This window comes from Rhodococcus sp. 06-470-2 (assembly GCF_002258235.1).
In the GTDB taxonomy this organism is placed as follows: Bacteria; Actinomycetota; Actinomycetes; order Mycobacteriales; family Mycobacteriaceae; genus Rhodococcoides.
In genome coordinates this window covers 55,820-72,587 of record NZ_NOYB01000016.1, presented here as the reverse complement: position 1 = coordinate 72,587, position 16,768 = coordinate 55,820, and the positions used below count along the sequence as shown (strand labels likewise).

The 16,768-nt window shown below is 62.6% G+C and carries 24 protein-coding genes; 9 read left to right on the top strand and 15 right to left on the bottom strand.

Features of this window, described 5'->3' with window-relative positions; translation table 11 throughout:
* Positions 1-38: 38 nt before the first annotated feature.
* Complete coding sequence (locus tag CH276_RS09380; RefSeq protein WP_094629206.1) at positions 39-509, bottom strand: nuclear transport factor 2 family protein; 471 nt, start codon at positions 507-509, stop codon at positions 39-41.
* Between the two features lie 60 nt (positions 510-569).
* On the opposite strand from CH276_RS09380, the gene CH276_RS09375 reads away from it, so the two are divergent.
* A complete protein-coding gene (locus CH276_RS09375) occupies positions 570-938 on the top strand; it encodes a glyoxalase (RefSeq protein ID WP_094628972.1) in 369 nt (122 codons plus the stop codon).
* Between the two features lies 1 nt (position 939).
* Here CH276_RS09375 and CH276_RS09370 read toward each other — a convergent pair whose 3' ends face one another.
* The 3 genes from CH276_RS09370 to CH276_RS09360 form a co-directional block, all read right to left on the bottom strand.
* On the bottom strand, positions 940-2,256 hold the full coding sequence (locus CH276_RS09370; RefSeq protein WP_094628970.1) for a CitMHS family transporter: 1,317 nt from the start codon (positions 2,254-2,256) through the stop codon (positions 940-942).
* Positions 2,257-2,259: 3 nt separating this feature from the next.
* Entirely contained in the window at positions 2,260-3,321 is a 1,062-nt protein-coding gene (locus CH276_RS09365) for an isocitrate/isopropylmalate dehydrogenase family protein (RefSeq protein WP_230596961.1), read from the bottom strand.
* A 162-nt stretch (positions 3,322-3,483) separates the two neighbouring features.
* Positions 3,484-4,386, bottom strand: a complete 903-nt coding sequence (locus tag CH276_RS09360) for a LysR family transcriptional regulator (RefSeq protein ID WP_094628968.1) — start codon at positions 4,384-4,386, stop codon at positions 3,484-3,486.
* A 28-nt stretch (positions 4,387-4,414) separates the two neighbouring features.
* Here CH276_RS09360 and CH276_RS09355 point away from each other — a divergent pair, with 28 nt between their 5' ends.
* Both CH276_RS09355 and CH276_RS09350 read left to right on the top strand, forming a co-directional pair.
* The gene (locus CH276_RS09355; protein ID WP_094628966.1) at positions 4,415-4,924 is read left to right on the top strand and encodes a tetratricopeptide repeat protein; all 510 of its coding nucleotides are present in this window, start codon (positions 4,415-4,417) and stop codon (positions 4,922-4,924) included.
* Positions 4,921-5,352 (top strand): PPOX class F420-dependent oxidoreductase, encoded by a 432-nt coding sequence (locus tag CH276_RS09350; protein WP_094628964.1) that lies wholly within the window; start codon positions 4,921-4,923, stop codon positions 5,350-5,352. The genes CH276_RS09355 and CH276_RS09350 overlap by 4 nt, the downstream gene beginning before the upstream one ends.
* A gap of 82 nt (positions 5,353-5,434) precedes the next feature.
* Here the strand turns inward: CH276_RS09350 and CH276_RS09345 are convergent, their stop codons facing one another.
* Together CH276_RS09345 and CH276_RS09340 are read right to left on the bottom strand one after the other, a co-directional pair.
* Entirely contained in the window at positions 5,435-5,890 is a 456-nt protein-coding gene (locus CH276_RS09345; RefSeq protein ID WP_094628962.1) for a DUF3237 domain-containing protein, read from the bottom strand.
* Between the two features lies 1 nt (position 5,891).
* On the bottom strand, positions 5,892-6,419 hold the full coding sequence (locus CH276_RS09340) for a phenolic acid decarboxylase (RefSeq protein WP_094628960.1): 528 nt from the start codon (positions 6,417-6,419) through the stop codon (positions 5,892-5,894).
* 59 nt (positions 6,420-6,478) lie between these two features.
* Between CH276_RS09340 and CH276_RS09335 the strand changes: the two genes are divergently transcribed.
* Entirely contained in the window at positions 6,479-6,922 is a 444-nt protein-coding gene (locus CH276_RS09335; protein WP_217901355.1) for a MarR family winged helix-turn-helix transcriptional regulator, read from the top strand.
* Positions 6,923-7,024: 102 nt separating this feature from the next.
* On the opposite strand, the gene CH276_RS09330 is transcribed toward CH276_RS09335, so the two are convergent.
* The 3 genes from CH276_RS09330 to CH276_RS09320 all read right to left on the bottom strand — a co-directional run bounded on the left by CH276_RS09330 (position 7,025) and on the right by CH276_RS09320 (position 9,499).
* Entirely contained in the window at positions 7,025-7,519 is a 495-nt protein-coding gene (locus CH276_RS09330) for a hypothetical protein (RefSeq protein WP_045197834.1), read from the bottom strand.
* 161 nt (positions 7,520-7,680) lie between these two features.
* A complete protein-coding gene (locus CH276_RS09325; protein WP_094628956.1) occupies positions 7,681-8,550 on the bottom strand; it encodes an AraC family transcriptional regulator in 870 nt (289 codons plus the stop codon).
* A gap of 88 nt (positions 8,551-8,638) precedes the next feature.
* Positions 8,639-9,499 carry a helix-turn-helix transcriptional regulator gene (locus CH276_RS09320; protein ID WP_094629205.1) on the bottom strand — a complete coding sequence of 287 codons (861 nt, stop codon included), beginning with the start codon at positions 9,497-9,499 and terminating at the stop codon, positions 8,639-8,641.
* Between the two features lie 127 nt (positions 9,500-9,626).
* On the opposite strand from CH276_RS09320, the gene CH276_RS09315 reads away from it, so the two are divergent.
* Entirely contained in the window at positions 9,627-10,700 is a 1,074-nt protein-coding gene (locus tag CH276_RS09315) for an aldo/keto reductase (protein WP_094628954.1), read from the top strand.
* Between the two features lie 12 nt (positions 10,701-10,712).
* Here the strand turns inward: CH276_RS09315 and CH276_RS09310 are convergent, their stop codons facing one another.
* Together CH276_RS09310 and CH276_RS09305 are read right to left on the bottom strand one after the other, a co-directional pair.
* Positions 10,713-11,174, bottom strand: coding sequence for a GNAT family N-acetyltransferase (locus tag CH276_RS09310; protein WP_176459179.1), 462 nt, complete (start codon positions 11,172-11,174; stop codon positions 10,713-10,715).
* On the bottom strand, positions 11,171-11,500 hold the full coding sequence (locus CH276_RS09305; RefSeq protein WP_217901362.1) for a cupin domain-containing protein: 330 nt from the start codon (positions 11,498-11,500) through the stop codon (positions 11,171-11,173). The genes CH276_RS09310 and CH276_RS09305 overlap by 4 nt, the downstream gene beginning before the upstream one ends.
* Before the next feature lie 369 nt (positions 11,501-11,869).
* Between CH276_RS09305 and CH276_RS09295 the strand changes: the two genes are divergently transcribed.
* Complete coding sequence (locus CH276_RS09295) at positions 11,870-12,595, top strand: HAD-IA family hydrolase (RefSeq protein ID WP_094628950.1); 726 nt, start codon at positions 11,870-11,872, stop codon at positions 12,593-12,595.
* Positions 12,588-12,824, top strand: a complete 237-nt coding sequence (locus tag CH276_RS28430; RefSeq protein ID WP_094628948.1) for a hypothetical protein — start codon at positions 12,588-12,590, stop codon at positions 12,822-12,824. The genes CH276_RS09295 and CH276_RS28430 overlap by 8 nt, the downstream gene beginning before the upstream one ends.
* 37 nt (positions 12,825-12,861) lie before the next feature.
* Here the strand turns inward: CH276_RS28430 and CH276_RS09285 are convergent, their stop codons facing one another.
* Complete coding sequence (locus CH276_RS09285; protein WP_045197847.1) at positions 12,862-13,317, bottom strand: MarR family winged helix-turn-helix transcriptional regulator; 456 nt, start codon at positions 13,315-13,317, stop codon at positions 12,862-12,864.
* A gap of 54 nt (positions 13,318-13,371) precedes the next feature.
* Here CH276_RS09285 and CH276_RS09280 point away from each other — a divergent pair, with 54 nt between their 5' ends.
* The gene (locus CH276_RS09280) at positions 13,372-14,001 is read left to right on the top strand and encodes a hypothetical protein (RefSeq protein ID WP_094628946.1); all 630 of its coding nucleotides are present in this window, start codon (positions 13,372-13,374) and stop codon (positions 13,999-14,001) included.
* 42 nt (positions 14,002-14,043) lie between these two features.
* Positions 14,044-14,484 carry a hypothetical protein gene (locus tag CH276_RS09275; RefSeq protein ID WP_094628944.1) on the top strand — a complete coding sequence of 147 codons (441 nt, stop codon included), beginning with the start codon at positions 14,044-14,046 and terminating at the stop codon, positions 14,482-14,484.
* A gap of 4 nt (positions 14,485-14,488) precedes the next feature.
* Here the strand turns inward: CH276_RS09275 and CH276_RS09270 are convergent, their stop codons facing one another.
* The 3 genes from CH276_RS09270 to CH276_RS09260 all read right to left on the bottom strand — a co-directional run bounded on the left by CH276_RS09270 (position 14,489) and on the right by CH276_RS09260 (position 16,730).
* Complete coding sequence (locus CH276_RS09270; RefSeq protein WP_094628942.1) at positions 14,489-14,701, bottom strand: oxidoreductase; 213 nt, start codon at positions 14,699-14,701, stop codon at positions 14,489-14,491.
* A 16-nt stretch (positions 14,702-14,717) separates the two neighbouring features.
* Complete coding sequence (mraY, locus tag CH276_RS09265; protein ID WP_032397044.1) at positions 14,718-15,788, bottom strand: phospho-N-acetylmuramoyl-pentapeptide-transferase; 1,071 nt, start codon at positions 15,786-15,788, stop codon at positions 14,718-14,720.
* A gap of 117 nt (positions 15,789-15,905) precedes the next feature.
* A complete protein-coding gene (locus tag CH276_RS09260) occupies positions 15,906-16,730 on the bottom strand; it encodes a helix-turn-helix transcriptional regulator (protein WP_254923854.1) in 825 nt (274 codons plus the stop codon).
* Positions 16,731-16,768 lie beyond the last annotated feature (38 nt).

The window sequence follows — 16,768 nt, the reverse complement described above, 5'->3', positions numbered from 1 at the left end:
CGGCGGATGGCACACAGTGTGACGCCGGGCCGGGTGATCTAGAGTTGCCGCAGTTTCTTCTCGAGTGCGTCGATGCGTGTGGTGTCCTCGAAGAAGTCTTCTTGCGAGATGATTTTCCCCCAGCTCGTGCGGACCAGGAGCACGGTGCGGTTGTTGTAGATCTGGGTGCCGTCGGCTGCGTGGGCTCGGTCGTCGAACCGCACGAGCAGGGTCATTCGCCAGGGTGCGCCGCCACTGTAGATTTCGCTGATCTGTCCTTGTATCCCGGCTGCGACGAAGTCCTGGAAGAATCTTTCGATGGCTGCGCGGCCGCGATGGGTGCCCGACCAGCGGCTGTCTCCGTCGGCGAACTTGAGCACTGCGTCTCGGTGGAACGACGCGAGCAGGGGACGGTAGTCGCCGTTGTTCAGCGCTTCGATGTCTCGCTGCAGCTTGAGTGTCAGCGCTCGCATCAGCAGAAGCTTGAATGCGAAGGCCGTCGAGATGCCGGCCAGAAATCTCAGTTGCATGCCCATACGTTTGCCTACCGTTCATCGACGTGTCAATCGAGTCGGCGGTACGTTCTGTCGATGATTCATCATGTGCAGGTCGCGTGTCCGGCGGGCGGCGAGGATCTCGAGCGAGCGTTCTTCTCAGGAGCCTTGGGCTGGGAGGAGGTCCCGAAGCCGCCGTTGTTGGCCGTTCGCGGGGGCTGTTGGTTCCGGGTGCCGGGTGTGGGTGGTCCCGACGGTGAGTTGCATGTCTGCGTCGACGACGACTTTCGTCCGGCAGTGAAGGCGCACCCGGCTTTCGTTGCCGACGTCGATGCAGCCGCTGCGGCGTTGACGTCTGCCGGCTATCCGGTGAATTGGGCAGACCCTGAGGAGATCGAGGGTCGACGACGGTTCCATACCCGCGACGGAGTGGGCAATCGAATCGAATTCGTGGCAGCACAATAGGTCACAGACCCACCGAGATGGCTCCGGTGAGAATCGCGAACACGATGTACATCAGCGACGCGGCCAACACCCACAGGAATGCGAAGCGTTGGAAGTCGCCCAGTGACGCGCGGACCAGGCCGAGAAGAACCCACAACGGTGCCGACGCCGGTCCGATCGAGTGAGCCATCTGGCCGATCACGGCGGCACGCGCCATCTCTTCGGGTGGGATGGAGTACTGCGCAGCCGATTCCGCGAGTACCGGCACTATCCCGAAGAAGTAGGCGTCGTTGGCCATGAAGAAGCTCAGCGGTATGCCGATCAGCGCGGCTGCGGCGGGAATCATGCCCTCGGCACCGTCCGGAATCAGCGATATCAGCACGTCGGCCATGGCTGTTGTCATACCGGTTTCGGTGAGGATGCCGGTGAACACGCCGGCACCGAGGACCAATATGACGACGGGGACGGCGTTGGCAGCGTGCGATCGGATCACCTCGCCCTGATCGGAGGGCTTGGGGTGGTTGACGACGAGCACGATGATGAATCCCAGCATGAACAGCACCAGTAGGTCCGCGACTCCCAGCACCAGCAGCACCAGCAAGGTGACCGTCAGTGCTGCGTTCACCCACGTTCGCCAGGTTGCCTTCGTCAGAAGTGTTCCCTCCGAGCCCTCTTCGTGCCCGTCAGCAGACACGTGCGCGGTGACTTCGGCGATGCGCTCAGGGGAGATCTTGTTACGTGCGCTGCGCCCCAACAGGTACGCGAGGCCGACGATCGCCGCGGACATCAGCAGCATCGCCGGCAGCATGTGTACGAAGTACTCCGTGGCATCGATCTGCAGCACGCTGATCGCTCGGGTCGCGGCTCCGCCCCACGGCGTAGTACCGGATATGGTCCCGAGAGCCATGGTCGCGATCGTGGCGATCACCAGGGGGTTGATTCCGAGCTTGCGATAGATGGGGAGAAACGCGGAGCAGATGATCATGTATGACGTGGTGCCGTCGCCGTCGAGTGCGACCAGGAGTGCGAGAACCGCTGTGCCGACGCAGATCTTGACTGGGTCTCCGCCGGACAGTCGGATGATGCCGCGCGATACGGGGTCGAACAGTTTGGCGTCCATCATGATCCCGAAGTACAGCACCGCGAAGAGCAGCAAAATTGCTGTGGGAGCAACGGTTTCGATGCCTTTCGCGACCATGTCCGGTAGCGCTGCACCCTGTCCACTGATCAACAGAACAACGATGGGGATGGTGACGACGGCAACCAGTGCCGTCGCCCACTTCTTGATCACCACCAGCATGAAGGATGCGAGTGAGACGAATCCGAGCACTGCCAACATGATTCAGCGCTCCGATTCGAGGTGCTCGATTACTGCGAGCGTGAAGCGCTCGGTGGTTGCGGTTCCGTGGAGGTCCGCCGTGCGGGTCTCGGGCATACCCACGGCCGTGTCGATGGCTCGATGAATCGATCTGCCCGCTGCAGTCAGTCTTTCGTCGCCGCGCTGCTGTCCGATCCAGTCCAGGAGCATTGCGGCAGAACCGATCAACGACGCGGGATTGGCGATTCCTTGCCCTGCTATGTCGGGTGCCGATCCATGTTGTGCTTGCGCGACGGCGTGCTTGTCACCGACATTCAGTGACGCAGCCAATCCCAAGCTGCCGGAGAGCTCGGTGGCCTCGTCCGAGAGGATGTCCCCGAACATGTTGGTGGTTGCGATCACGTCGAAGGACTCCGGTCGACGTATCAGCAGCGCGGCGACAGCGTCGACCAATAGCTCCTCGTAGGAGACGTCGGGAAAGTCCTGCCGGACGGCTCTGGCCGCCTCGAGGAACAGCCCGTCGCTCAGCCTGAGGACGTTGGCCTTGTGCACCACGGTGACTTTCGATCTACGCGTCCGTGCCAGCTCGAACGCTCGGCGCACGATGCGTTCGGAACCGTGACGAGTCACCTTTCGAATGGCCAGTGCGAGGTCCTCTGTGGGCATGAACTCGCCACCACCGGCGAACATCGTCCGATCGGCATAGAAGCCTTCGGTGTTCTCTCTGGCAATCACGAGGTCGAAGTTCTTGCCGAGAGGATTCGGGAGAGCCGGGACAGTCCTGGCGGGCCGAATGTTGGCGTACAGGTCCAACTTTCGCCGCAGTATTCCCGACGGGTTGACGCCGCCTTCGGAGGTCGGTGGGTAGTCCAGGTGCGACACCGGGCCCAGAACGACGCCGTCTGCTGCACGCGAGAGATCGACGATGGCGTCGGGCATGGTTGTCCGCGAGGCGGCGAGCGCATCGAAACCGATGGTTCCATCGGTGAACCTGGCGGTGATTCCGTTGTGCGCGAGCGCACTTTCGACCACCGAGGCAGTCGCCGCGCTGATCTCGGGACCGATGCCGTCGCCGGCGAGAACCACCAGTTCGACTGTGTTGTCTGGGGCTGGCGCTGGGTGTCCGGTAGTCACGATGTCTCCAGGTGTTCACGTCCGCACTGTTGCGGACTAGGTCACCGATGTGACCTGTGGCATACCTTGCCGCCTACGCAGCGTGAAGACCAGAGATCGTTTCTTACATCTGACTCAAGCAGAATTCATAGCTTCGAAGAGCGTGACGAGCACCGATGTCATGGCATTCGATGCAGGGGACGGCGCCCGCTGCTCGAGGCGGCACAGCAGGATTCGCCGCCTCGAGAGTTCGTCCAAGGCAATCGACTCGACGCCCTCGCGAAGGTAGCGAGTAGTCATCGCGGGTGCCACAGTGAGTCCCAGTCCGGCAGCAACCATCGCCTGAGATTCCATGTAGTCGTTGGACTCGATCAGGATCTGAGGCTCGAAACCGGCTTTGAGACAGGCTGTTCGGAACATCGTGGTGATGGAGTGCTGCGACGCGCGAACGATCCACTGTTCGCCTTCGAGCGATTGGAGTGGAACGGGGCCTCTCCGAGACCAACCCGCGGGAACGAGAAGGACCGTGGCGTCCTCGGCGATGACTTCGGTCTCGACGTCGTCGACCACCATCGGCAATTCCGGGTAGTCCCATGCCAAGGACAGATCTACTTCTCGGCCCAGCAGCATCGCGTGCAGGTCGCGCAGCCGCGACGACCGTATGCCCAAATCGATCCCTGGATGCGCAGAGCGAAATGCGCTCATGACGTCCGGCAGAAGAGATGCAGCGAAGGAAGGGAAGACGCCCAGGGTGACGTGGCCGCTGCGGGCGTCGAGCAGATCGTCGAGGTCGGCGCGCAGGGCAGACAGTTGCGTGTCGATCGCCGCCGCTCTCCCCGCAACGAGCCGACCGGCCTCGGTGAGGCGCACTCCGCGTGCGTGTCGCTCGAGGACCGGGGTTCCGACGACGGCCTCGAGTCTCTTGACCTGCTGGGACACAGCTGAGGGGGTGAACATGAGCCGTTCGGCAGCGGCCGTCATCGACCCGCTGCGGTCGATTTCCACCAGCAACTTGAGCAGGGACAGTTCCACATCCATCTGTCGAGACTAAGCGGTGTCTGCGACGATGGAGCGCGTGATGACAGGGGGAGGCAATGTGGACCCGCTAGTGGCGTTCTGGCGTGAAGCGGATGACACCGACCCCGTCCGTATGCGTGTCGAGATGGCGGACTTGCTCTCGGCCGCATCTTATTCGGATGCTCGTACTCTGTTCGAGCGCGCATCGCTGGAAGACTTCTTGGGCGACGGTGCGGCCGCAGTCCCGTTGTATGAAGCCTCCCTGTCGGCTGGTCTCGAGGGCGACCGGGAAAATCAGGCCCGGATCCAATTGGCGAGTTCGTTGCGCAATGTCGGGCGACCGCACGATGCATTGCATGTGCTCCGAGAGTTCGAGTTCGCGAACGAATACATCTCCGCACGTGACGCATTCGTGGCGCTGACCCTGTGGGATATCGGGGATGTAGCGCAGGCGCTTCGGAGTGCGCTTCAGGCAGCGAACCCTGCAATGGGGAAATATCGTCGAGCAATCGGGGCCTATGCGGCCGAGTTGTCCACACGACCTGAGGGGAATCCATGACCGACAGCGCATTCGATCCACACCACCTTCTCGAACAGAGCCGAATCGGAGTGTTGGCGACCATCAAGGCCAGCGGAGTTCCGCAGCTCTCGCCTGTGACGCCGTTCTACGATCGCGCTGCCGAGACAATCCGAATCTCGGTGACCGATGGACGAGCAAAAACGGCCAACTTGCGTCGAGATCCACGCGCCGCACTGGAAGTGACCAGTCCCGACGGTAGGGCATGGGCGACGGCGGAAGGAACCGTCACCCTCACCGGCCCGGGTACGTCACCGAACAGCCCCGAAGTCGATGCCCTGGTGGACTACTTCCGCGCTGCGGCCGGTGAGCACCCCGATTGGAACGAATACCGAGCAGTCATGGTCGCTGACCGACGAGTTCTTGTGACTATCTCCGTGACCCACGTCTACGGCCAATCGATGGCCTGACACCCCTCCCCGTCCACTCAACGTGACATTGACTGCCCGAAAGACCACCGAACGTCACATTGACTGCGCGGAATAACGTCGGTCAGGTGATCTGATAGATGTCCAGTTCGATCGAGTTCGGTAGTCGTTTGCCGGATCCGAGAAACAGTCGTTCGTTCATCCATGCGAGGCGGCTTGCGGCGGAGGACAGGCGCGGTTGGCTTCGGAAGTAGACGCGATCGGCGGGCACATCTTCGCCGCGGACAAGTGCGTCGATGTCCTCTTCGGCACCACTTCGTATGCCCATGTTGTGTACGGCGACTCGTTCGCCCGCATCGGTCTCGAGGGCGTATCGGGCGTCCAGTTCTGTGAGTGTGGGTGTGCGGAGAATCTGGTGATCCGCTCCGCCGGGCAGGACTCGGCCGCGCAGTAGGGGGCCCTCGACGGTCCCGCCGAGGATCGGCACGATGCGGCGGTGACCATCGACCACCTCGCCCAAGTCGATCGGTTCGCCCACGGTTACCGACAGATGTGCGACGAAGATCAGATCGGGGCGCACGTCAGTTCGTTCGGTCGGCGAATCCGTCGGGCAGATCGCTGGGCGCGAGCGACACGATCGTCTCGTCGTCGATGCCGACGTGCTCGAACAAAGTGATTCGGGCGAATTCGGGGACCACGTAAATGGGGTAGGTCGGTCCGGCATCACGGTAGGCGCGCATCTCGTCGAGATGATCATTTTGGTACAGAACAGTTTTCGTACCGTCCAGCTCGATCCACTGAGGGAAGAAGATCGTGCCGTGCAGACGCCGCTTGCCGGGAATGACGTTGACGACGACGGATGTTCCGGTGGGTTCGTTCCATGAGATCTTGTAGACGTCGTCATCGAGTTGGACCAGATCGACTTCCTGGTCCTTGACCCATCGACCACCGACCATGCCGGTGTGGATGCGGTAGTCGATCGTCGTAGCGTTCTTGACGTACATCTCGTACTGCCAGTTGTTCGCGTACGTGTAGATAAAGCGGTGCCCGACGATGCCGCTGAGGTCCTGATTCGGGACCGGATTCTGAACCGAGGTCTCTATATCCATAAGGACATTTTGTCACAAAACTATGTTTGCGGCAAAACTACATGTGCGATCATCGAACGATGCACTCCTCCGCAATCGAGCTCGCGCGACAACTGGGGCCGCTGCGACGCTCGCTGCTCCGCGCGACCCGCGAGGCCGCGGATTTGCCTGACCTCCCCGACTCGCACGTCGAGGTGATGAGGGCGCTGGTCGACAAGCCGTCGATGAGCCCCGGCGTCCTCGCGGCACATCTGAACCTCGCTCGCTCCACCGTGAGCAACCTGATCAAGGCAATGGTCGACGCGGGTCTCGTCGAACGATCGATCTCGTCGAACGACCTCCGGGGAGCGACCCTGACGGCGTCGACCAAGGCCCTCCGCCTCCTCGCCGAATACGACGCAGTCAGCTCGCAGGTCCTTTCCGACGCACTCGACGAGCTGACCGTGGACAGCCGTCGAGCACTCTCTGCGGCAATCCCTGCTCTGGCCGACATCACGGAAATCCTGGCTCGTCGATCGTCCTGAGCGTTTCGCCCAGTCGACCGCAGTCCACTCGATGTGACATTGACTGCCGAAAAGTCCACTGAATGTCACATCGAGTGTCTACCGGGTACGCCGACGGTGGAGTCAGGCAACAGTGTTCATGTCGCGAACCAATCGAGGAGTGCGCAGCTGACGAACAGTCGACAGCCAATGGCGTACGGGATAGGAAAGCCGGACGACGAAGTAGTTGACGAACTCGATGACTCCGAAGAGCCATACCGCGACGACGGCGAGAGCCGCACCGATCCCGGCGGGAAGCCATACGATGATGCCCACCAACCCGGCAGCGAGCAACGCGACGTCGACGATTCGACACACCCGGTAGGTCCCGCGTAGGAAGACGGGCATCGGGTGGTTTTCGACCCAGGAACGCGCCAGCAGCCAGTAGACCCCCGCTTGTACGAGCACGACGAGCAACGGAACAAGGGCGGACCACAACGCGAGACGGTCTTGTCGGTCGTCGAGCCGCGGTATCGCCATGGTGAGGGCAAGCGTCAGGAAGACTACGGCTGCGACCAGCTCGCCGATCCCCAGCGACAGATATCGCCGACGCAACCCCTCTCGTCGGCCGGCCAACATGTCGTCAGACTACCGAGCACGGCGGCCGAGACCGATTGGCCGTGCGCTGGGCTCCCTCCAGCAGTCCACTCGATGTGACATTGACCCCCGAAAAGGCCACTGAACGTCACATTGAGTGGTCAACGGGGGGGCAGCGCCGGGAGGGGAGGAGATGAGGACGGCTATGGATTTCGTTGGATGGGGAGCCATAGTTCTCCCGCTCCCGAGGTCCAGTCGGGGGAGGCTTCGGTGACGGTCAGGATTTCCGGTCCCGGGATTGTTTCGTAGGGGTTGGAGGGGAACCATTCGCTGAAGGCGTCGGCCCAGAGTTGTTGGAGTGCGGGGGCGAGTGCGGTGTTGCTGCTCGTCTCGAATACCGCCCAGGTCGATGCGGGCACGGCGAGGGTGTCCCAGTCGGGTGTTCCGGCCGACGTGCTTGCAACTGCGAAGTAGTAGTCGAAGAGACTGCCGTCCTCGCGTTCGGGTTCGAAGCCGTCGCTGACGAAGAGGATGTCGGGGAGTTCGGGCAGGTCGGCAAGTTCACGTAATTCGTCGCCGGTTCCGGGGGCCAGGTTTCGGTGGAATTCGGTCATGGCGGTGTTCTCGCCGTGAAATCGGAGTGGGATTCGGGTGGTTTTGCCGACGATGTGGAATGCAGGCAGGTCGGTGATGCGGTATCGCATGGTGCTTCGTCCTTCGATGGTCAGGTGAAATGTCACTGCTTGTCTGGAACGAAGGATGGCTCCGGGGCGGCGTGCTCGAGATGGTGTGATGCCGTGTAGGTCTCGGAAGGCGCGGGTGAACGCGTCCGCGGTGTATCCGTATTTGGTCGCGACGTCGAGCACACCCTGTCCGTCGAGAATGTCGGCTGCTGCCAGCGTCATTCGGCGTTGTCGGATGTAGTGCGACAGTGGTAGTCCGGCGAGCGCCGAGAACACGCGTCGAAAGTGATATTCCGATGTGCGGGTGATCCGAGCGAGTTCGGTCGGATCGATCTCGCGGTCGAGGTTCTTCTCGATGTAGTCGAGTGCTGCGTTCCATCGTTCGAGCATGTGCCGGTGACCTTCCTTCGTTCTGCCCGAAACGATAGGAGCACGGGACCGATGGAGTCTCGACTTTCGGTGCCGCGAAAGGTCGGATTCAGATCGTGCGCAGGTGCCGCTGCTTTCGATGAGAGCGTAACCGGCCGAGTTCGTCCAGCGCAGAACGAGATTGCGCATCGACAGGCCGGTAGACGATCAATCGTAGATCAGGGTCGCCGAGTGGAGTGAGGACATCGAACGTCACGGTCACCGGTCCGACGAGCGGATGTCGCATCGGTTTGTCACCGCGGCTGCGCACCGACACTTCACGGGACTGCCAGTAGCGGGCGAATTCTGCGCTGCCTCGTTCGAGTTCGTCGATCGAGGCGGCGAGCTCCTGGTCGTGAGAGTGGTTCACCCATGCGGCACGCAGGTCTGCCACCGCGCCTCGGACGACGTCGTCGCGTGCCTCGTAGAATCCGTCGAATCGGCTGTCCAGGAAACACATTCGTAGAACATTGCGCTCCGACACCGGGCGTTCGTCGATGTCGAGGAGGAGTGCGGCCATGGTGTCGTTCGCGGCGAGGATGTCGAGTCGGTGGTTGAGTACCATCGCTGGCAACGGACCGATGTCGTCGATCAACGCTCGGATGCCGTCGGGCACCTGCTGGACGGCGGGTCGGTCGGGTGCGCGATGGCCGGCGAGCGTGAACAGGTAGCCCGTCTGATCAGCAGACAACTTCAGCGCATTCGACAGTGACTGCACCACGTGGGCGGACGGCCTGACATCACGTGCCTGTTCGAGACGAACGAGGTAATCCACGCTCACACCGGCCAACGCAGCGACCTCCTCACGCCGCAGACCGGGCGTACGTGATGCCCCTATCCGAGGTGGTAGACCGACGTCCGACGGGATCAGCGCCTCGCGCCTGGCGCGCAGAAATGCCGCCAGTTCGTCTCGACCCAGCTGCCCGCTCACCCGATCCACGGTAGGGCACTCGGGCGCGATCGGCCTGGTATCGCTCTTCCCAGGATGATCTGGTCCTTTCCGTTCCCCCTCGGTGCCAGGACGGTGAGTGGGACCGGACACGAAGGAGACATGACCGATGACACGTTTGGACGACTACCGACTGCTGGGCCGCTCTGGTCTGCGAGTTTCACCTCTGTCGCTGGGAACCATGACATTCGGCGATGCGTGGGGTTGGGGTGCGGACGAGGAAGACTCGAGGAAAATCTTCGACGCCTACCTCGACGCCGGCGGAAACATGGTCGACACCGCCAACATCTATACCGACGGACAGTCGGAGCGGTACCTGGGTACATTTCTCCGGGGCCGCCGCGATTCGGTCGTCGTCGCGACGAAATATGCGGCGACGCGTGATCCGTCGGATCCGAACGCAGGTGGGGGCGGTAGAAAGAGTCTCCGCGGGTCCGTCGAGGCAAGCCTGAGGAATCTCGGTACCGACTACATCGACCTGCTGTATGTGCATGCGTGGGACCGTATGACGCCGAGTGACGAGATCATCGCTTCGCTCGGTGAGCTGGTCCGTTCGGGAAAGGTTCTGTACATAGGAATTTCGGACACACCGGCATGGGAAGTCGCGCGAATGCAGACCACCGCGGAGTTGCGCGGGTGGCCGCCGTTCGCGGCACTTCAGGTGGAGTACAGCTTGATGGAGAGAACAACCGAGCGGGAATTGTTGCCGATGGCAGCGAGTTTGGGCCTCGGTGTGATTCCTTGGGCTCCCCTCGGCGGTGGCGTGTTGACGGGCAAATACTCTGCCGCAGACCTTGCGACGGCGGGCTCGGACAGCCCAGTGGGAACCCGTCGTGATCACGCCAAGGCGAACGGAACGCTGACCACGCGGGGGCTCGCAGTCGCGGACGTCGTCGTTGGTGTCGCACGCGAACTCGGGGCGTCCGCGGCTCAGGTGGCGCTGGCATGGACGCTCAGGCATCCGTCGGTCGTCAGCTCGCTGATCGGCGCGCGTACTCCGGAACAGTTGCAGGAGAACATCTCTGCGCTCGATGTCACCCTCGACGACTCCCACCTCGATGCACTGCACGCAGCCAGCGTTATCGACCTGGGGTTTCCGCACGAATTCCTGATGCGACCGATGGTGCGCGGCGTCACCACCGGCCGCACCTCGGTTCGGCCCCGTCCCATCAGAACCTGGTGAACCGGAGAATCCTTACGTCGGAGGACATCGAAAGATCATGGGATCACCGTCGTCGACGAGTGTGAACCCGGCACGCTCGAGCACCCGACGTGAGGCACTGTTGGCCGGATACACCTGCGCGGCCATCGGGAGACCATCCGTGTGATCCCGCGCGAGGTCGATCAGTTCGCCGGCGTAGCCACGACCCCATTGGGTCGGATGCACCCAGTACCCGACTTCGATGTGATCCGATCGTCGAGTCAGGCTGAGCAAGCCGACGGGGTGTCGATCCTCGGCGGTGCCGATGAACCATCTCGGCACGTCCGGCGTTCGGGTGTCCTCGGCGTTCAGGGAACGTGAGAAACGACCATCGAAATAGTCTCTACTCCAGGGTTTTCCATCACCGACCCATCGGACGACCTCCGGGTCCGACGCCATCGAGAAGAGAAAATCGGCGTCGGACGGGACAGCAGCGCGCAGCTTCAGTCGAGTCACAACTCGTGGACCTGCGAAGTCATCTCTCCGCCAACATCCCCGGTGTTGACGGTGCCCGCCCTCTCGAACAGCAACGCCGACACCTCCTCGACGGCCTTGGGACAGTGCTCGACGCCTGCCGGGACGACGAAGACATCACCAGGTCCGAGAACGACGTCCCGGTCGCGCAGCTGGATGATCAGTTCCCCACTGTGGACGAAGAACATCTCGTCGGTGTCCGGGTGTGTGTGCCAGACGAATTCGCCGAGCAGCTTGACGACCTTCACGTCGTAGTCGTTGACGCTGACGAGTCGGTGAGGCTGCCAGGGCTTGTCGATCTTGTTCAGTGCGTCGTCGACATTGCGCTTGTTGCTGTCGGCACTGTCGCGGTCGATGCTCACAGGGCTGCCCTTCGTCGTCGATCGAGTCGGCTCGATGAAATTCTACCTGCGTCGTGACCCGGCGACGGTCCGCACGGATCGCTGCGAACGAGCTCACCCCGCCCGACACTTTCCCGGACGGGACCACGGTGAACAACCCGATACATCTGCTGCGCAACACGTTTGATCTCGAGTCGGTCGACATCCGGTCCGGCGGTCGCAGCGACGGTCGGACGCTCGAGAACAGACGAAGAGCAGTAGGCTGCTGGTGACGTGAACACGGTATCGGCACGAACAGTCGGCCGTCATCGAATTGTCGCAAGGAGGACCGGCCGCATGAATCTCGCCGACTACGACGTCCTGAGCTTCGATTGCTACGGAACGCTGATCGATTGGGAAGCGGGCATACTCGAGGTGCTCAGACCATGGGCGCAGCAGGCCGGTTCTCCGCTGTCCGACGACGAGCTTCTCGAGATGCACGGCGTCAACGAATCTCAGGCGCAGCGGGATTCACCCTCTGCGCTGTACCCCCGGATACTCGCCGATGCTTTCGCACAGACCGGGCGCGCATTGGGAATACCTGTATCGGCCGAGTGGGCGGACAAGCTCGGGGCCTCCGTTTCGGACTGGCCGGCATTCGAGGACTCCGGCGCCGCCTTGGCGTCTCTCGGTGAGAGCTACAAGCTCGTCATACTGTCCAATGTGCACCGCGACGGTTTCGCAGGTAGCAACCGCCGGCTCGGCGTGCAGTTCGATGCCATCGTGACCGCGGAGGACGTCAAGGCCTACAAACCGGCCGACAACCACTTCGACGCGCTCGATGGAGTCCTCGAGACGCTGGGTGTTCCACGATCACGGCTACTCCATGTTGCGCAGAGCCTGTTCCACGATCACGTACCGGCGAAACGGCACGGCATCGCCTCGGTGTGGATCGATCGGCGACACGATCGCCCCGGATGGGGCGCAACACCGGAGCCGTCCGAGGAATACAGCGTCGACATGAAATTCCCGAGCATGGCCGCATTCGCAGCAGCGGCCCGCGAAGCCCGCTCGGATGCGTAAGGTCTCCGCACTGATCGGATTCTCACTCGGGCTCATTGCGTCGATCGGTATCGTCCTGTGGACCGGCGCACCGCGTCGAGTGAATTACGCGTTCGTCGCAGGCCATTCGCAGTACTCGGAGTTCCTGGGTATGCCTGGGCCGCTGGGCGCACTCGTAGTCGGTTTGCCTGTTCTGGGAGCAGTCGTCGGCTTAGTTGTAGGCGTGCTGATGTCGAGGGCTCGAGGGTAACCCGATCCCGCGCGAGGTGGCCCGCACTGCCTGATCGTCACCAATGCCAGGCGTTGCCTCCGACGTTCTCGATCGTTCGTTGCAGGACTTCGATGGTGGTCACGAAGTCGGCCTCACTGATGCCCCTCATGCGCTCCTCCTGCAGCATGTTCTGGAGATCGGCTGCGCGCCGGAACACGTCGCGACCGTCCGGGGTGAACGTCAGACGTGAATTCGATTCCACGATCCAACCTTTGGACTCCGCGGAGTCGATGGCCTCGACGATGACCTCCGGGGTGTCGTTGTGACCGATCTTCTCGATCGTCTCGGCGCGCTCGGCTCCTGCGGGATGCAGCGAGATCTGATGTAGGAGCCACCATTCGGGTTGTGTGACGCCTATTTCGTGGAGTGCGCCGCGGGTTCGTGCTCGAATGGCTTCCCCGGCTCGCGCGGTCCAGAACCCGATGGGCTGACGCTCTGGCGGCTGCATCGGTCTGCTGGTTGTCGTTGTCATGAGGCTGACCCTAAAACCTGAACCGAACTTCAGGTCAAGGGTAGAGTCCCGCCCGTGGACAGCCCATCAGGGAAGAAGCTGGTTGCAATGCTCGCGGCAGTCGGGGCCTCGACGGGCGCAGCCGCAGCGGTGGTCTGGCATGTCGCCGTTGTCGATCCGCAGGACCTGGGAGTGACCTACGCCCGTCCTAGTTGGTTCCCGGTGTCGCTCTATCTCGTCGCTGCGGGACTGGCGGCCGGCTTGGTGGTGGCCTCGTTTCTCGTCGATGCGGGTCTGCGAATCGTCCAGGATCGTCGGCGCAGCCGCGTCCACCTGTTCGTGGTGTTGATCGTGGTCGGCGTGGCGCTGGGAGCGGGCAGCGCACTCGCCTGGACGCATTGGCCACCGCAACCAACTGAAGTCGCGTCGAATTGGTGGTGGGAGAATCCGTTGAGTATCGAGATCCACTCGCCTCCTGCCGCCGATTTCGGCTGGACGTCAATGGGTAGTTCAGTGTCGGACACTTACGTCTCCGACACGTCGTACATCGCACGAGTCGACGACGCCTCGTCTTTCACCCCCACCATCGGCGATCCGTGGTCGGTGTTTCCGGCCGGCGGCGTGCTCGTTGCAGCGTTGGCGGCATTCTCTCTGTCGCTGAGGGATTTTCGACTGGTCGTCGTGTCTCGTTCCGAGTCCGAGTGAATCGGGGTGTAACGAGTTAGCCCCCCGAACCGACCAGCTGGTATGACCATATCGAAGCGTCTTCGGCACCTGGCCTTCATATCGACTGCTCTTGTCGCGTCCGCGTGTTGGGCTGCCCCAGCGGCGTCGGCGGACGTCGTGAGCCTCGACATCCTGCCCGGGCTCAGTGCCGGTGCCACAACGCAGTTCGGGGTGGGATGCACATATCTGGTCGTGGCTCGGACCGACACACCGAGTGGCCCGAGGGTCGATATCCAGGACTACACGAACGAGTCGGTCATGTTCCCCGAGGAACTGGCATGGAACGTCGATCCGTACTTCAGCACGCCGGTAGTTCTCGGCCACAAGCTCACGCTGTGGACCCCGACTGCACCGGGTGAACACTCGTTGATGGCCTACGAAACGTCCGCGGGCGGTCCGGTTCGCACCGTCACCGTCAACCCGGCCACTCCGCTCGGCCCGGGCTGCATCGTCGCGCCCTGAAGCCTTATTCGTCGGTGCGCAGGTCGTCGACCAAGGTGAACAGTCGGCCCAGGTAGTCGCTGTGGAAGACCTCTGTCGCGCGGATTTTGGCGTCTCCGTCGAGACCGAATTGAAGATTGACGAGTTCGACCCCGATGGCGACGCGTCGAGCATCGAGTTGCTCGAGTTCGGCGGCGAGAGCGTCGACCTTGGCAACCGGAGACAGTTCGTCAGTCATCCCAGAATCGTAGAGGTCAGCCGACGGCGGCGAGGAACTCGCTGTAGAACAACCCGAGCCCCAGTGCCGACGCGATGGCAGCGAACAGCCACAGTCGGATGATGACCGTTGTTTCCGCCCAGCCGGCCAGCTCGAAATGGTGGTGGATGGGTGCCATGCGGAACGGTCGCTTTCCGGTGCTCTTGAACGACGCGACCTGGATGACGACGGAGGCGCTCTCGGCGACGAACAGGGCTCCGAAGACGAGGGCGATCAGTTCGGTCTTGCTCACGATCGACAGGCCTGCGAGCAGTCCGCCGAGGGCGAGTGAGCCGGTGTCGCCCATGAAGATCTTCGCCGGAGCTGCGTTCCACCAGAGGAATCCGATGCAGGCACCCGCGGCAGCCGCGCAGACGACGGCGAGGTCGAGTGGATCGCGCACCTGGTAGCACCCGGCCACGGAGTTGGTGGCGCAGGATTGCCGGTACTGCCAGAACGTCATCACCGTGTACGCGCCGAGGACGAGTGTCATCGATCCTGCGGCCAAGCCGTCGAGACCGTCGGTGAGGTTGACCGCGTTGGACCAGGCGACGACCAGGAAGACACAGAACAGCACGAAGACGATCGGGGCCATGGTGAAGAACGTGGATTGGCGTACCAGCGACAGTTCGACATTGCCCGGAGTCAGCCCGTTCCCATTGCGGAACTGCAGCGCCAGCACGGCGAAGATCACCGCTGCACTGATCTGCCCGACGTACTTGCCGGTCGCCTTGAGTCCGAGGCTCCGCTTCATGCGGAGCTTGATGTAGTCGTCGAGGAATCCGACAACGCCGAGTGCCGTCGCAAGAGCGAGTATCAACAGCGCCGAAGCCGACGGTCCGTCGCCGCCCATCGTCACCAGGTGGGAGCCGAGGTAACCGGCCCACAGGCCGACGATGATCGCGACGCCGCCCATCGTCGGCGTTCCTCGCTTGGCGTGGTGACTTGCCGGACCCTCGACACGGATCTCCTGGCCGAATCCCTGCCGGGTGAACAGCGCGATGAGAAATGGAGTCAACAGAATCGAGACCGCCAACGCGATTCCACCGGCGATGAGAATGTTGATCATGCGTTGAAGCCCACTCTTCCTCTGTGCTGCTGTTCCTCACCGAGATGCTCGTCGAGCACCGCGGGATACTGTGCCAAACGAATCCGCAAAAGTCGCATTGCGTGACGAAGGCGTTACTCAGGGTTGGTAGGCGCTCGGCGGCATTCCGACCAGTTCGGTGAACTCCCGAGTGAAGTGAGCCTGGTCGAACCAGCCGTATCGCGCGGCCAGGTCTGCCAGCGGACCCGAGTAGCCGTTGTCGAGTTCACTGACAGCGTCGTGAATCCGATACCGCCCGAGCACCCACTTGGGCGTCGCACCGACGTAGCGCTCGAACAGCCGTTGCAATCGACGAGTGCCGATTGCGCACCGCTGTTCCACCTGTGCGACGCGAACCAGCGTCCGGTCGCGCAGCATCGTCGTGATGATGTCCAGGACGGTCCGGTACTCCGGTTCCACGTCACGGGCATAGGGCGCGAGAACCGAGTCGACGACGGTTCGGCAGTGGTCGGCATTGAGATGTCCTCCCAGCTCGGCCAGTGCAGCAACGGTCTCGGCTCGGAACGGGGTCGGCGGCGCGACCGAGACGTCGCGCAGATTTCGGGCCACGGTTCCGGTGAAACTCGCGTAGCCGCCGGGACGGAACTTGACCCCGAACACCCAACCGGATTCGGCGAGCACGACGTCGAAGCGACGGGTGAGCACGCCTGTCACGACCACCGGTTCGACGACGCCTTCCCGGGTCCAGCCGTGCTCGACGCTCAACGTGCAGGCCGGGTGTGGGAGCGTCGAGCTGCGATACGAGATGTCCGACGGCAGATCCCATCGCAGCTGCCAGTAGTTCTCGACCCACGGTTCCAACGCCGCTGCACACGGCAGCCTTGTCAGATCGACATACCGAGCCAGCTGATCCGGCCGCAGGACGCCGGACTGGGTGGCTGTCGCGTTTTTCCTATCCGGCACGCGCGTCAGTGTAGGAGCCTGGTCCGACACGAAAAGGA

Bases quoted from the DNA above. Each gene is read 5' to 3' on its own strand.
- mraY (WP_032397044.1), bottom strand. From the start codon at position 15,788: ATGATCAACATTCTCATCGCCGGTGGAATCGCGTTGGCGGTCTCGATT.
- CH276_RS09335 (WP_217901355.1), top strand. From the start codon at position 6,479: ATGCACTCCTCCGCAATCGAGCTCGCGCGACAACTGGGGCCGCTGCGA.
- CH276_RS09360 (WP_094628968.1), bottom strand. From the start codon at position 4,386: ATGGATGTGGAACTGTCCCTGCTCAAGTTGCTGGTGGAAATCGACCGC.
- CH276_RS09355 (WP_094628966.1), top strand. From the start codon at position 4,415: ATGGAGCGCGTGATGACAGGGGGAGGCAATGTGGACCCGCTAGTGGCG.
- CH276_RS09285 (WP_045197847.1), bottom strand. From the start codon at position 13,317: ATGACAACGACAACCAGCAGACCGATGCAGCCGCCAGAGCGTCAGCCC.
- CH276_RS09380 (WP_094629206.1), bottom strand. From the start codon at position 509: ATGCAACTGAGATTTCTGGCCGGCATCTCGACGGCCTTCGCATTCAAG.
- CH276_RS09340 (WP_094628960.1), bottom strand. From the start codon at position 6,419: ATGGATATAGAGACCTCGGTTCAGAATCCGGTCCCGAATCAGGACCTC.
- CH276_RS09350 (WP_094628964.1), top strand. From the start codon at position 4,921: ATGACCGACAGCGCATTCGATCCACACCACCTTCTCGAACAGAGCCGA.
- CH276_RS09295 (WP_094628950.1), top strand. From the start codon at position 11,870: ATGAATCTCGCCGACTACGACGTCCTGAGCTTCGATTGCTACGGAACG.
- CH276_RS09275 (WP_094628944.1), top strand. From the start codon at position 14,044: ATGACCATATCGAAGCGTCTTCGGCACCTGGCCTTCATATCGACTGCT.
- CH276_RS09330 (WP_045197834.1), bottom strand. From the start codon at position 7,519: ATGTTGGCCGGCCGACGAGAGGGGTTGCGTCGGCGATATCTGTCGCTG.
- CH276_RS09375 (WP_094628972.1), top strand. From the start codon at position 570: ATGATTCATCATGTGCAGGTCGCGTGTCCGGCGGGCGGCGAGGATCTC.
- CH276_RS09315 (WP_094628954.1), top strand. From the start codon at position 9,627: ATGACACGTTTGGACGACTACCGACTGCTGGGCCGCTCTGGTCTGCGA.
- CH276_RS28430 (WP_094628948.1), top strand. From the start codon at position 12,588: ATGCGTAAGGTCTCCGCACTGATCGGATTCTCACTCGGGCTCATTGCG.
- CH276_RS09270 (WP_094628942.1), bottom strand. From the start codon at position 14,701: ATGACTGACGAACTGTCTCCGGTTGCCAAGGTCGACGCTCTCGCCGCC.
- CH276_RS09370 (WP_094628970.1), bottom strand. From the start codon at position 2,256: ATGTTGGCAGTGCTCGGATTCGTCTCACTCGCATCCTTCATGCTGGTG.
- CH276_RS09325 (WP_094628956.1), bottom strand. From the start codon at position 8,550: ATGCTCGAACGATGGAACGCAGCACTCGACTACATCGAGAAGAACCTC.